General features: G+C 62.5%; 13 protein-coding genes and 1 pseudogene. 5 read left to right on the top strand and 9 right to left on the bottom strand.

The features are described from left to right. Window positions 1-83: 83 nt before the first annotated feature. On the bottom strand, window positions 84-980 hold the full coding sequence (locus tag RM530_RS15905; RefSeq protein ID WP_311366246.1) for a PhzF family phenazine biosynthesis protein: 897 nt from the start codon (window positions 978-980) through the stop codon (window positions 84-86). Between the two features lie 154 nt (window positions 981-1,134). On the opposite strand from RM530_RS15905, the gene RM530_RS15910 reads away from it, so the two are divergent. From RM530_RS15910 to RM530_RS15920, 3 genes are all read left to right on the top strand, one after another. After that, window positions 1,135-3,435, top strand: a complete 2,301-nt coding sequence (locus tag RM530_RS15910; protein WP_311366247.1) for a hypothetical protein — start codon at window positions 1,135-1,137, stop codon at window positions 3,433-3,435. A 90-nt stretch (window positions 3,436-3,525) separates the two neighbouring features. Further along, window positions 3,526-5,463 carry a M1 family metallopeptidase gene (locus tag RM530_RS15915; RefSeq protein ID WP_311366248.1) on the top strand — a complete coding sequence of 646 codons (1,938 nt, stop codon included), beginning with the start codon at window positions 3,526-3,528 and terminating at the stop codon, window positions 5,461-5,463. Between the two features lie 129 nt (window positions 5,464-5,592). Next, window positions 5,593-5,808, top strand: a complete 216-nt coding sequence (locus RM530_RS15920; protein WP_311366249.1) for a hypothetical protein — start codon at window positions 5,593-5,595, stop codon at window positions 5,806-5,808. Window positions 5,809-6,077: 269 nt separating this feature from the next. Here the strand turns inward: RM530_RS15920 and RM530_RS15925 are convergent, their stop codons facing one another. The 6 genes from RM530_RS15925 to RM530_RS15950 all read right to left on the bottom strand — a co-directional run bounded on the left by RM530_RS15925 (window position 6,078) and on the right by RM530_RS15950 (window position 8,687). Beyond that, on the bottom strand, window positions 6,078-6,587 hold the full coding sequence (locus tag RM530_RS15925) for a DNA-deoxyinosine glycosylase (RefSeq protein ID WP_311366250.1): 510 nt from the start codon (window positions 6,585-6,587) through the stop codon (window positions 6,078-6,080). A 10-nt stretch (window positions 6,588-6,597) separates the two neighbouring features. Next, entirely contained in the window at window positions 6,598-6,873 is a 276-nt protein-coding gene (locus RM530_RS15930) for a hypothetical protein (RefSeq protein WP_311366251.1), read from the bottom strand. A 5-nt stretch (window positions 6,874-6,878) separates the two neighbouring features. Continuing rightward, window positions 6,879-7,214, bottom strand: a complete 336-nt coding sequence (locus RM530_RS15935) for a VOC family protein (protein WP_311366252.1) — start codon at window positions 7,212-7,214, stop codon at window positions 6,879-6,881. Further along, window positions 7,211-7,537 carry a hypothetical protein gene (locus RM530_RS15940; RefSeq protein WP_311366253.1) on the bottom strand — a complete coding sequence of 109 codons (327 nt, stop codon included), beginning with the start codon at window positions 7,535-7,537 and terminating at the stop codon, window positions 7,211-7,213. The genes RM530_RS15935 and RM530_RS15940 overlap by 4 nt, the downstream gene beginning before the upstream one ends. Window positions 7,538-7,698: 161 nt before the next feature. Then, entirely contained in the window at window positions 7,699-8,304 is a 606-nt protein-coding gene (locus tag RM530_RS15945) for an OmpW/AlkL family protein (protein WP_311366254.1), read from the bottom strand. A 206-nt stretch (window positions 8,305-8,510) separates the two neighbouring features. After that, a complete protein-coding gene (locus RM530_RS15950; protein WP_311366255.1) occupies window positions 8,511-8,687 on the bottom strand; it encodes a hypothetical protein in 177 nt (58 codons plus the stop codon). A gap of 263 nt (window positions 8,688-8,950) precedes the next feature. Here RM530_RS15950 and RM530_RS15955 point away from each other — a divergent pair. Together RM530_RS15955 and RM530_RS15960 are read left to right on the top strand one after the other, a co-directional pair. Then, a pseudogene (locus RM530_RS15955) lies at window positions 8,951-9,472 on the top strand (transposase); the annotation flags it as partial. A 280-nt stretch (window positions 9,473-9,752) separates the two neighbouring features. Beyond that, window positions 9,753-10,952, top strand: a complete 1,200-nt coding sequence (locus RM530_RS15960) for a hypothetical protein (protein ID WP_311366256.1) — start codon at window positions 9,753-9,755, stop codon at window positions 10,950-10,952. Window positions 10,953-11,049: 97 nt separating this feature from the next. On the opposite strand, the gene RM530_RS15965 is transcribed toward RM530_RS15960, so the two are convergent. Further along, window positions 11,050-11,874, bottom strand: coding sequence for an IS91 family transposase (locus RM530_RS15965; RefSeq protein ID WP_311366257.1), 825 nt, complete (start codon window positions 11,872-11,874; stop codon window positions 11,050-11,052). A 2-nt stretch (window positions 11,875-11,876) separates the two neighbouring features. Continuing rightward, window positions 11,877-12,579 (bottom strand): tyrosine-type recombinase/integrase (locus tag RM530_RS15970; RefSeq protein ID WP_311366258.1); only part of this gene is annotated, 703 nt, incomplete at its 5' end.

The following is a 12,579-nucleotide window of genomic DNA, read 5'->3' on the forward strand; positions in this document are numbered from 1 at the left end:
GTTGCCAGGGAAACCCGATTGGGATGCGCCGGATCCTTCATTGTTGACCCTCCACGATCATCATCGCCGATTGTCGGAGACAATCAGTACAGCAATTTGCCTTCGAGGACGCGTACGCTGTGGCCGCCCACGCGCACCGCGCAGACTTCGTTGTCTCGCTTGTCGGCCTCCGCGTAGAGCTTGCTCGGTCGCCCCATTTCCAGCCCCTGCTGCATCAGCCAGCTCCAGCTGCCACTGCGCTCACCGTTCTCGCTGGCCAGCGCGCCCGCCAGCGCGACCGCAGCCGAACCGGTGGCCGGATCTTCCATCACGCCGGAACCGGGCGCGAACATGCGCAGCCGCCAATCGTCTTCCTGACCGCGCGCGTAGACCAGCACATGATCGGCCCAGGCCTTGGACAGGTGTTCCCGCCACAGCACCAGATCGAAACTCACCGAGGCCAGTACCTCCGGCGAACACAGCGGAACCATCAGATAAGGCACGCCGCAGCTCACGCTGCGCGGCCCCGCCGGCTCGGCCAGAATGTCCTGCGTCTTCAGGCCCAGCATCGCGGCCAGCACCTCGACCGGCGGCGCATCGGGGCCGTAGAGCGGAAGCTGAGCCACACTGAGTTGGCCGAAGCTGGGGAAGCCCTCGCGACGGACCACGCGCACCGTCACCGGACCCACGGCTTCGTCGAGCACGAAGCTGACGTCCTCGCCCTGCGGCGCGCGCCCGAGTTCGGCCAGCAGACAGGCCGTACCCACGGTCGGGTGGCCGGCAAACGGCAGTTCCTTGTTCGGTGTGAAGATTCGCGCGCGCGCCAGTGCTTCCTCACAGGTGGGCGCCTGCACGAACACGGTTTCCGACAGATTGAATTCGCGCGCGATGCGCTGCATCTGCCGCGTATGCAGCGCATCGGCGTCGAGCACCACGGCCAGCGGATTGCCGGCGTAGGGCTGATCGGAAAAAACGTCGAGGACGAAATATCGCAAAGCCATGCGGGTCACGTGGCCATGTTCGGGGGCGTGCACGATAGCCCCTGGATTGTGACCGGACAAACCGTGCCGCCGCCGTGGCGCCTAATGGCAGGGGTCCGGGCGAAGGCCGCGCCTATAGTCGGTGACGCCTCGATGACAGCCCGGACCGTCAACAATGAACACTCTGCGTCAAATCCGTGGTCGCAGCCTTTGCACGGCGGCACTGTTCGTGCTGACCGCCTGCGGCGGCTCGCCTTCACCGGAGACCACCAGCGCCCCTGTGACGCCGCCCGACAATGGCCCGGTGACCCCGCAGCAGCAGACGATCCATTCCGTCGCCAGCGGCTGTTACGCCATTCAATCGCCGCGCAGCGGCAAGTACCTGCGCAAGGACGCGGACGGCAGCTATCAACTCAGCGCCGGTAACGCCGAGCAGGCGACCGCGTTCCGGTTGCGCGCCACCGCGCTCGGGCGCTATCTGCTGTACGACCCCGATACCGAATTCCTGAGCATTCGTGACGGCGTGGCGCTTATCGGCGACGGCAGCGCCCTGCTGGTGGATGCCGCGGGGGATCTGCTTTACGGCGTCGGCGATACGCTGGGAATACTCGATATGCTCAACCCGATCGGCGACATCATCAACGACGCCGGCTCGGCCGTCAGCGGACTGGGCACGGTACTGGCCGAATTCAGCGGCCCCAATGCCTTGGTGCAGTCGATGGGATTCGCCTGGGACAACGCGGAGTGGACGCTGGAAGAGCCAACGGAAGATGTGTTCACGCTGAGATCCACCAGCATGGATCTGCTGCTGGCCGTGGAACCGAATTCCACCGGCCTGAGCCTTGCGCCGCAGTACGGTAGCGGCGACGGCTACGAACAGTTCGCGCTCACCGAAACCGCGGGCTGCGCGGACTTCCCGGAAGCCGGACTTGGTGCCAATGGCACGCCAAAGCTGCTCAACGACGACGGCACCGTATTCGGCTACGTCGATTCGCACTCGCATGTCTCGGCCTTCGAATTTCTCGGTGGCATGATCGAGTCGGGCGAGCCGTTCCATCGCTTCGGTGTCACGCATGCTCTGGACGATTGCATCCTGGAACATGGCCCCCTGGGCCTCACCGGCGTGGTGGAGGAGGCTCTGAGCGGCAAGGTCGGGCACGACACGCGCGGCTGGCCAAAGTTTCCGTACTGGCCGAATCAGCAGTCCTACGCGCACCATCAAACGTATTACATGTGGATCAAGCGCGCCTGGATGGGCGGGCTGCGGATCATGGTCAATCATCTGGTCGCCAACGAACTGATTTGCGAAATCTGGCCGATCAAGGAGAACGACTGCGACGAAATGACCAATCTGCGCCTGCAGCGCCAACGCATGTACGAAATGCAGGACTACATCGACGCCCAGGAAGGTGGTCCCGGCAAGGGCTGGTTCCGCATCGTCACCGATCCCTATGAAGCCCGCGCGGTGATCGAGGACGGCAAGCTGGCGGTGGTGCTGGGTATCGAGGCCTGGAAGCTGTTCGGCTGCGGTCTCGACTTCAACTACTCGCGCTGTACCACCGCCGATATCGACGCCGGCATCAAGGAGTTCTACGACCTGGGTGTGCGCAGCATCTTCCCGGTGGTCGGCTTCAACAACGGCTTCAGCGGCGCCGGCATCTATCCGCCGTCCGAGGTGTTCCTGAACGTCGGCAACTTGGTCGAGACCGGCCAATGGCTGGATGCGATGACCTGCCCGGAGGAGGGCCATACGGCAAACCTCGCGCGCATTCCGGAAGTCCCGGGCGACAACATCGTTGCCGGCGCGATCAATCAGGTCCTCGGCTATGCGCTGCCGATCTACCCGGAAGGCCCGCACTGCAATCCGCGGCCGCTGTCATCGCTCGGCGAATACTTGGTCAGCAGTCTGATGGACAAGGGCATCCTGGTCGAGACCGACCACCTCGGCTACACCGCGCGCTATCAGACCATCGAAATGGCCGAGGCGCGGGGCATGCCCGTGATCTCCAGCCACTCCCGTTCGGGGGGCGAAAACACCGAACAGCAGGCGCGGCGCATCTGGGCCACGGGCGGCATGGTCAACACCCTGCCGCGCGACTGGAACGTGTACGAACTCATCGAGGAGATGCAGCGGCAGGTCGAGTTTCACAGCGATGACCATTACTTCGGCCTGGGCTATGGCGCCGACAACAACGGTCTGGCCCTGCAACCGGCGCCACGACCCGACACCGCCGAGAAACCGTTCGAATATCCGTTTACCTCCTACGACGGCCGCGTTGTCTTCGACCACCAAGTCACCGGCGAACGGGTCTATGACATCAATGTCGATGGGGTGGCGCACTACGGTCTGTACCCGGACTACTTCGCCGACCTGCGCAATCAGGAGGGCGGCGAGGAAGTCATGAAGTACTTCTACCGGTCGGCGGAGGCTTACCTGCGAATGTGGCAGCGAGCGTACGAGGCGGGAACGCACTGAGCTGCGTGCTGGGCCTTGCCGCGGGTGGCGTGGGAGCAAGGGACCAGCACTGGGCTATGATCTCCGTTTGTCTTTTGGGACCATCCAACCATGCGATCCAAGCCAATGCCGCGCCTAGCCGGCTGTCTGCTGCTGTCCACTTTGTGGCTGACGGGCTGCGGCAAGAGTGAATCCGAACCTGCGGCCGAAACCAGTCCGGCTGCGGTCGAGGCGGTGATACCCGAATTCGAATTCGATACCCGGCGCGACTACCAGTCCTACGCCGAGCCCGCAGCCTATGTCACCCAGCATCTCGATCTCGATCTGAAGGTGGACTTCGACACCAAGACGCTGTCCGGAACAGCGACACTGGATCTGCAGCGCAAGGGCGGTGGCGACCTGGTTCTCGATACTCGCGATCTCGATATCGAATCGGTGGAGGCGGCGAACGGCGACAGCGAATGGGCGGACACGGAGTTCACGCTCGGCGAGTCCGATGAGGTGCTGGGCACCCCGCTGCGCATCAGCATGCCGGCGGACGCCGACCGCGTTCGCATCCACTATGTCACCAGTCCGGACGCCTCCGGCCTGCAATGGCTCGGCGCCGAACTGACGGCCGACGAAGAACAGCCCTTCCTGTTCACACAGTCGCAGGCGATTCATGCACGGTCCTGGATTCCGATGCAGGACACGCCAGGCATTCGCATGACCTACCAGGCACACATCACGACGCCGGACACCGTGCTGGCACTGATGAGCGCCAACAACGAACCCGACGCGGACATGGACGGCGACTACAGCTTCGAAATGCCGCAGCCGATCCCCTCGTACCTGATGGCCCTGTCGGTGGGCGATCTGCGCTTCGCCAAGCTCGGTGCACGCACAGGCATCTATGCGGAACCCTCGGTGATCGACGCGGCCGCAGCGGAATTCGAGGACACGCAGTCGATGCTGGAAACCGCGGAGGGCCTGTACGGCCCGTACCGCTGGGGCCGCTACGATCTGCTGATCCTGCCGCCGAGCTTCCCCTATGGCGGCATGGAGAATCCGCGACTGACCTTTGCCACGCCCACGGTCATTGCCGGCGACAAATCGCTGGTGTCCCTGGTCGCGCATGAACTCGCGCATTCCTGGTCCGGCAACCTGGTCACCAACGCGACCTGGCGCGATTTCTGGCTCAACGAAGGCACCACCACCTATGTGACCAACCGCATCATGGAAGCGCTGTACGGCAAAAAGCGCGCACAGATGGAGATGGCGCTGGAAGGCCAGGAACTGAAAGCCGCGATGAAGACACTGTCGGACGCGAGCAAGCCGCTGGCAAGCGATCCGCGCGACAAGGATCCGGACGACGCGTCTTCAGCCATCGCCTACAACCGCGGCGCCCTGTTCCACTACAACCTGGAGCAGACCTTCGGCCGCGAAACCTACGATCGCTTCCTCGCCTCGTGGTTCGACGGCCACGCCTTCCAGAGCGTTACCACCGAGGATTTCCTGAAGTTCCTGAACAGCGAACTGATCGAAAAGCATCCCGGCACGTTCAGCCTCGCCAAGGCCAAGCAGTGGATTTACTCGCCGGAACTTCCGGAGGACACGATCTGGCCGGAATCCGACGCGTTCGAGTCCGTGGATGCGCAGCGCAAGGCCTGGCTCGCCGGCGAAATTTCCGTGGAAGATATCCAAGCGGACGACTGGACCGTCCAGCAGTGGCAGCGCTTCATCTCCTCGCTTCCCGAGGGCATGAGCACGGAGCAGCTGGCCGCCCTCGATCAGCGCTTCCACCTCACGCAAACCCGCAACAAGATGATCGCCCGAGAATGGTTCATCGTCGCGGTGAAGCATCAGTACAAACCGGCGTACCCGGCCATCGAAGCCCACCTCAAGAGCGTCGGTCGCATGTTGCTGATCACGCCGATCTACAAGGCCCTGGCCGAAACCGAGGACGGGCGCAAATTCGCCGAACGCGTCTACGCCGAGGCCCGACCCAACTACCACCCGATCTCACGCGCCTCCGTGGACAAGGTGCTGAGGGAGGATAAGGCCTTGTAACGGCGCCCTTTCCAGCCTCAGGCGGACATATTGAAGAAACCGTCTTTGCCGCAATCCCGAAATTGTTGCGGCGCAGCAATCAATCCGTTATGCTGCGCCGCAACAACTGCAACCGATGTGGTAAAGATCATGACTTTCGACGCATTGACACTCGTCATTTGGAGTGCTGTCGCGGTTCCGGTGCTCGTCGGCCTAGGAATGTGGGGAATGACCTCGCTGCTGATGATGTCGCGCACGCTCAAGCCCAGGCGGGCAGTTCCGCGCCTTCCAAAACTGTCTATTCAGGTCAAGCTGCACTGGAACCACGCCGCGTCCAATGACGATGGCGCGCAACAGGCCGCCTGACCCACTTTTAGGTCTCGCGATTCTGAACGAGCCTAAGGGCCATGCCGCGAGCGGCACCCTGCAGAATGAATCGCCTGCGGCATGGCCATTCCCCTCACCCACCGCTCGCAGTCGCGGGCGGCCCCCCTCTCTCTCTCTCTCTCTCTCTCTCTCTCTCTCTCTCCCGCAAGCGGGCTAGGGTAGTTCGGCATCACACCGCACGTGATTCACGTTGAACACCGACTGTCCGTCGGCCGTGCGGGCTCAATCGAACGCGGCACTCCTGCCGCTCAGCTGTAGTCCAGCAAACTTCGCCATCGGGCGAGTTTGAGTGCCCGCGACTGGCTGGCGTTGGCCGGACTGGTGGACGGCAAGGCCAGCACCGTCACATCCCTGGGCACACCGTCAGTTGCAAGCAGATGGCGACGCAGAGCTTCATGCGCCTTGCCGCCATTGGTTGCGACCACACGCAGCTGTGGGTGCGCAACGAAGAACGCGGCGAAGTCATTCGGCACCTCGCTGTGCCGCAGGATCGCCGAGTCCAGACTTCCGGGTCGTTCACAGTGCTGCAGCACATCCCAGACCGCAACGCCGCTGGCCTTGAGCCGCTCGACGCGATCGGCGTACGGCCGTGCCGGCCCGGCGTCGAACAGCTCGCCCATGAATGACCAGAACAGATTGTACGGATGGGCGTAGTACTGCCCTGCGCGTAGCGACACCACACCCGGCATCGAGCCCAGGATCAGGATGCGTGCATCCGCGGCCGCAATCGGCGCAAAGCTGCTGAGCCGCGCGGACAAGCCGGGCCTCTCAGGCACGCCCGGCGCGACGCACCGCGACCTTGCCAAGTACCACCCAGTCGAGATCGCCTTCACCGTGTGCGACCGCGCCTTTGGCGACCAGGGCTTCGACCGGCGCCTGTGAACGATTCCAGACGGTGACTTGATGACGTCCTCGTGGATGCTCGACGTGACGTTTGAGTATCAAGCCCCCGTCGCGTTCGGCGCCGTCCAGGGCATCGGCAGGCGTTTCGACCGCGATCCAGCCGGTCCCGCGCGCCGGGCCCGAGAAATCGTAGACGGCCATGGAAATCACGCCGGCAAAGCTCGTGTCTGCGGCACGCAAGCGAATATATAGCGCTTATAGCGCTGAGGATTCGGCTGGCGTATCGTCCGCGACCAATCGAACACGAACGTATAGAAGTCCGCAGCCGCCTCCGCCGCGGGACTCAGCAATTCGTGCCAGACGAAGCCCTGGCTTGCCGGCGCTGCCGCTTCAGCGGATGCGTCGTTTGCGGTCTCCGCAGCCGCAGCGGCCGGTGCTTGCGATTCCTCGGCGACCCAGGTGGTCGACTCGGCCTCGTCCCGATCCTGCCCGCAGCCGACCAGCAGACCGACGGGCAGTAGCGCAATGCGCGCAAGCCTCACATGAACCGTCCACCGACGATATGACCATCGTCACCCAGGCGCGCGAAGTAGCGGCTGTTGTTGGTGCGGAATTCCTTGGTGGCCAGTGCGCCCGGCAGCAGCAGGCTGACGTCCGGATAGCGGTCGCGAAACTGTTCCGGCGTCGGTCGCTGCGCGATGAAGGCGTCGAAGGCCTCCATGTCCGTCACATAACCTTCGACCGGGCCGAACATGGGCTCTCCGGTCGGATCAGCGCTGGCGTCCTGAGTGGCGTCGGTGCGACATGCGGCGGCGGAAACGACCAGCGTCAGCACGCCCACCGCGACCAAGGCTCTGCGAACCATGGCTTTGCCTCCTCATCTGCGATCGAGCACGCAATCTAACGGATCGCGCCTGAATGCCGCCACACACGCGATCCGACGAAGCCGCCGCCACCCGAATACAGCGGCGCGGCGGCCTGCCCCGGCCGCCGCGCCGTGCCCGCTTCGGTCATTTGCAGCAAGGATCAGAAGCGATAGCCGAGATTGACGCCGTAGACCAACGGATCGATTTCGACCGTGCCGAGCTTGGCCCCGGCTAGGCTGGCATCGGTATCGATGTCGATATAGCGAACGTCGATACCGAGCACCCAGTTGCGCACCAGCGCGAAGTCGACGCCGATCTGCGCGGCGAGCCCGAAGCTGTCGTCGAGATCGAGGTCGGCGCCGCCGTCGATCTTCTCGTCGAAGAAAATCGTGTAGTTGAGGCCGGCACCGACGTACGGGTCGATACCGGTCCCCGGCAAAAAGTGGTATTGCAGCGTGACGGTCGGCGGCAGGTGCTTGGTGCTGGCGATCTTGTCGCCGTCCAGCTCGATATCGTGCTTGAACGGAATTGCGCCGAGCACATCGAGCACGAGGTTCGGCGTGAACGCGTAATCGAGATTCAGGCTCAGCTGCGCCGCGCTGTCGACCGACAGGTCCGCACCGCCGACCTCGACGCCGCTGTCGGATTTCGGATCGACGTTGTGAACGCCGACGCGCACGGTCCAGGGGCCTTCGGCATTCGCAGCCGAAACGGCAAACAGGCTGGATACTGCGAGCACGGCACCGAGGAAGGTTCTTGTGGTCATGTTGGGACTCCGCAGTTGATGACATCAATACGATGCGGAGCGCATTGTTCCCCCTGAGGCCCGGACGAACCTTGATGCCTGTCAATGCGATATACGATGCCCGGGTGCAGACATCGGATCGACGGCGCCCACCTCATGGCCGCTTCCTCGGCGCTGCATTGCTGATGGCAAGCCCGTCGAACCATTGAGGGGCGCGGCACCCAGCTCTAATGCACCTTGCGTGACATCGCGCGGCGACGTTCGGCGTCGGGCATCGCCTTGGCATTACCCTTCTCGGGTCGCAATGGTCCTCGCTCCTTGCCTTTGGCAGCGGCCTGCTTCTTGGCTTCCATCGCTTCCTTGAGCACTTGCTGCAGGGGCTTGCGATTAAGTTTGTCACTCATGTTCGAAGGCTCGCAGCAGATAATAAGAAACGGGACCGACACCGCAACCCAAACGACCGTTTCCTGTTTTGTCAGAAAAGCCAACAACCTAGAGCCTCTTGCGAAATTCCCGAACGAGGCTGATTTTCTCACCGGCGATTTCGGTGAAAAAGAGAGGCGCGGGTGTTGCCATTGAAGGCATGATGGGAGTGTCAAAGTCACAGCACACCCGCTCAATGAATACTGCCCTGCGCGGAGGCCTGACGCAATTCCATCGTCGTTTCCAGCAGGAGCTGGTGCCCTTGGTGGAAGCCGATCTGCCCACGGCCTGCGACGTGGGCACCCAGCGCAACAGCCACGGCTTCAAGACCACCTGGATCGGCTACAAGCTGCACCTGGACGTGGCCGACGGCATGATCCCGATCTCGGCGGTGCTCACCTCGGCCAGCGTGCACGACTCGCAGGCGGCGATCCCGTTGGCGACGATGAGTGCGCAGCGCGTGACCCACCTCTACGACCCGATGGATGCCGCCTGCTGCAGCCCGATCATCCGCGCGCACAGTCAAGGCATGGGCCATGTGCCGTTGATCGATCACAACCCGCGCCGTGGCGAGAAGATCGAGTTCGCGCCCCATGAAGCCCAGCGCTACAAAGAACGCAGCACCGTCGAGCGCGTCAATGCGCGTCTCAAGGATGACTTCGGTGCCGCACGCGTCAACGTGCGGGGCCCCGCCAAGGTGATGACCCACCTGATGTTCGGCGTGCTGGTCCTCACCGCCGATCAATTGCTGCGATGGGTCACGTAGCCCCTGGCGTCGGACCCCATCCACACCCTCCGCGCGCGATGGCGCCGGGTTCACCGCGCCCGCCAAACCGAGACATGGACACTTCTTGACCCCATCGATATCCGGATTTCAGTCAAAGGCTTCCGGATTGGTTGCAACTTGACCAGCGCGCGGCTGGCGCAAGCTCTCAACCCAACTTCAGCGGGAATTTCGCAAGACCTTCATGTTATACATCTTATTGGCAGATTAGGCGTCATCCTGATATATAATAAGCGTTGGGCAGCAATGAAGCGGCGGGTGCATGACTGAAGGCCTAACCCCATCAGAAAAGCTCGTCGCCGAGCTGTGCCAGAAATCGTTCCTAAGGCTCTGGACTCACCCAAACCCGGTCGGAAAAAAGGGAAAGGAGCTGTGTGACTGTTTGATCGTTTGTGGACCTCACGTTGTCATCATTTCAGTCAAGGAATGCGACTACGTTGATACAGGGGACAAAACAGGCTGGGAAAGATGGGAAAAGCGAGCAATTGCCAAATCCGCAGATCAAATTTGGGGCGCTGAGCGCTGGCTAATGTCAGTTGATACATTCCAGCGCAAAGATGGCCGAACAGTTTCGCTCCCACCAAGCGGAGACAGAAGGTTTCATAGAATCTCCGTGTCTCTGGGTGGTAAAGGGCAAGTCTTTATCAAATGGGGAGACCTAGGGAACGGCTTCGTTCATGTGTGTGATGAAGTTAGCGTTGGCGTTTTGTTTGGAGAGCTTGACACGATTACTGACTTTGTCGCGTTCTTAGATCAAAGCGAACGCTTTGTTGCGAGCGGTGTTTCTCCTATTTTCGGAGGTGGAGGCATCGAGGATTTGGTGGCGCTGTATATTTCCTGGGGCCACACCTTCGAATTGCCAGATGAGCTCTCAGGCACCCCTGACAGCATGATTCTTATGAACGATCTTTGGTCTGGTCTCAAGGAGTCGGACGATCACAAAGCAATGAAAGAAGATCTGAAAGAATCTTATCTTTGGGATCGCCTCATTGAACATTACGCCGCCGACCTCCTGACAGATGGCATGTTTGACTTCAACAGTCGAGAGCTAACTGATGATCAGTCGGCACTGGTAGCGATGGCACTCCAGCCCCGAGGGCATCGAGCAAATCTAGCCGAAGCATTCGCCGAATTCCTCACCCAAGGAGAGCGGAAAATAGCGTCTCGCGCAGCCTTGGGCGATCGAAACACGGCGTTCGTATTTCTACTCGGACCAAGTTCTGACCGTGAGATGCGCGTCAGAGAACTTGCATTAAGGTGTCTCGTCATAAGGGGAACGATGCCCGGAGTTATCACAGTGGTTGGGATCGCTACGGATCAGCCAGGCACGTCTGAGATTGGTTACTCATCTGACATCGTGTACATGCATCTGCCTGAGTGGTCGGAAGACGACGCAAAGAAAGTGGATGGAATTCAGCGTGATCTCGGCTATTTCAAGAATGCTAATGTCGTCAAAGGGTAGCAATCGAGGGTTGCCGCCCAACGAATAGGGATAGATCGCGCGCAGCCGCGATCTATCCCGGGTTGAACAAGCCCGGACCCAAAATCAGGTGAGACGCTTAATAGAGGGGAAAGCTTTTCCGGCGTGCGGTGGAGCGGAAGGTGACGGTGCCGGCGCTGTCGTCGTAGTCGACCAGATCGCGCTCGCGGATGACGCCGCGATAGAGGTAACGCGACAGATATTCGAGCGCCGGTTCGCCGCTGCCGACGCTGCGGCAATCGACGACCCACCTGGGCGGCAGGCCGACGGGGATCGACACTCCGGCCTCGTGCAAGGCACGCAGCAGCTTGGCGCGAAACACGCGGGCCAGGGCGAACTCGTTGAACAGATAGCGGCCCTGGACCTTGCGCCATTGCCGGCGCGCCGCGTCGATGCCGCCGCCGGGCACGACGACGTGCACATGCGGATGCAGATCGAGCCGGCGATTGTGGGTGTGCAGCACCGCGCACTGGCCGAGCTCGGCTTTGAGCTGGTGTGCGCCAAAGCCTTTGACGGTGCCCGCTGCGGCCTTGAACAGGGCCGCATACACCGCGCGGGGCTGTGCGTGCGCCAGTGGGCGCAAGCCCGCCGGCAGGGTGAAGGTGATCATGAAGTAGTCCACCGGCAGGAGCTTGGCGCGCTGGCGTTCGAGCCAGGCCGTGGTGCTGTGGTTCTGGCAGGCCGGACAGCTGCGATGGCCGCAGGAGCGCAGGGTTTCGCGCGAGCCGGTGCAGTCCACACAGCGCCAGTCCAGTGCGCCGAGCGCACCGGAGCGGCAGGCGGTGATCGCGGCCATCGCGCGCTGCTGGTGCGCCTGCAGGCGCACGCCATACTGCGCCATCAACGCTGCACGCCCCGCCTCGAAGACGTCCGCCAGACGCAGCGAGGGAATCGACCGGGCCATGGTCAGCTCCGGCGCTGGCGACGCAGACTGTCGCGCAGCTGCCCCATCAGGCTGTCGATCAGCACGGCCCGATCATCGCGGCACTTGTCGGTCATGTGCACGTAGCGTGCGGTGGTCTTGGGGCAGGCGTGGCCGAGCAGCTCCTGCACGCCGCGCAGATTCAGTCCGACTTCGATCAGGTGGGTGGCATAGGCATGGCGCAGGCTGTGAATAGAAACCTGCTTGCGGATGCCGCAATCGGCGACGACACGGGAAAACGCCTTCTGCGTGCTGCCACGGTCCATGGCGCCGGCCTCCGGCGCGCCGCCGAACGCCGTACCCGGAAACAGCAGCTGCGGATGGCGGTGATCGCGCCAGTAGCGCCGCAGGCAGATCAGCGTCAGCGCCGGCAGCACGACGAAACGGTCCTTGCGGCCCTTGCCGGCGCGCACGTGCATCTGGCTGCGGGCGCTGTCGATGTCGCCGACGCGCAGGCGCAAGCTCTCGCCCAGACGCAGGCCCAGGCTGTACGTCGTCAGCCAGAAGGTCTGGTAGCGCCGCTCGCGCGTGGCCAGGATGATCCGCGCAATCTCGCCCTGCGTGAGCACGTCCGGTAGCGACTGCACCTTGGGCGGCTTGAGCATGTCCACCCACGTCCACTCGCGGCCCAGCACGTGCTGATAGAAAAACTGCAGGCCGCAGCGCTCGATCTTGACCAGACTCCAT

It is taken from the genome of Banduia mediterranea, assembly GCF_031846245.1.
Taxonomy (GTDB): domain Bacteria; phylum Pseudomonadota; class Gammaproteobacteria; order Nevskiales; family Nevskiaceae; genus Banduia; species Banduia mediterranea.

Bases quoted from the DNA above. Each gene is read 5' to 3' on its own strand.
- RM530_RS15930 (WP_311366251.1), bottom strand. From the start codon at position 6,873: ATGGCCGTCTACGATTTCTCGGGCCCGGCGCGCGGGACCGGCTGGATC.
- RM530_RS15940 (WP_311366253.1), bottom strand. From the start codon at position 7,537: ATGGTTCGCAGAGCCTTGGTCGCGGTGGGCGTGCTGACGCTGGTCGTT.
- RM530_RS15945 (WP_311366254.1), bottom strand. From the start codon at position 8,304: ATGACCACAAGAACCTTCCTCGGTGCCGTGCTCGCAGTATCCAGCCTG.
- RM530_RS15920 (WP_311366249.1), top strand. From the start codon at position 5,593: ATGACTTTCGACGCATTGACACTCGTCATTTGGAGTGCTGTCGCGGTT.
- RM530_RS15915 (WP_311366248.1), top strand. From the start codon at position 3,526: ATGCGATCCAAGCCAATGCCGCGCCTAGCCGGCTGTCTGCTGCTGTCC.
- RM530_RS15950 (WP_311366255.1), bottom strand. From the start codon at position 8,687: ATGAGTGACAAACTTAATCGCAAGCCCCTGCAGCAAGTGCTCAAGGAA.
- RM530_RS15965 (WP_311366257.1), bottom strand. From the start codon at position 11,874: ATGGCCCGGTCGATTCCCTCGCTGCGTCTGGCGGACGTCTTCGAGGCG.
- RM530_RS15960 (WP_311366256.1), top strand. From the start codon at position 9,753: ATGACTGAAGGCCTAACCCCATCAGAAAAGCTCGTCGCCGAGCTGTGC.
- RM530_RS15905 (WP_311366246.1), bottom strand. From the start codon at position 980: ATGGCTTTGCGATATTTCGTCCTCGACGTTTTTTCCGATCAGCCCTAC.
- RM530_RS15910 (WP_311366247.1), top strand. From the start codon at position 1,135: ATGAACACTCTGCGTCAAATCCGTGGTCGCAGCCTTTGCACGGCGGCA.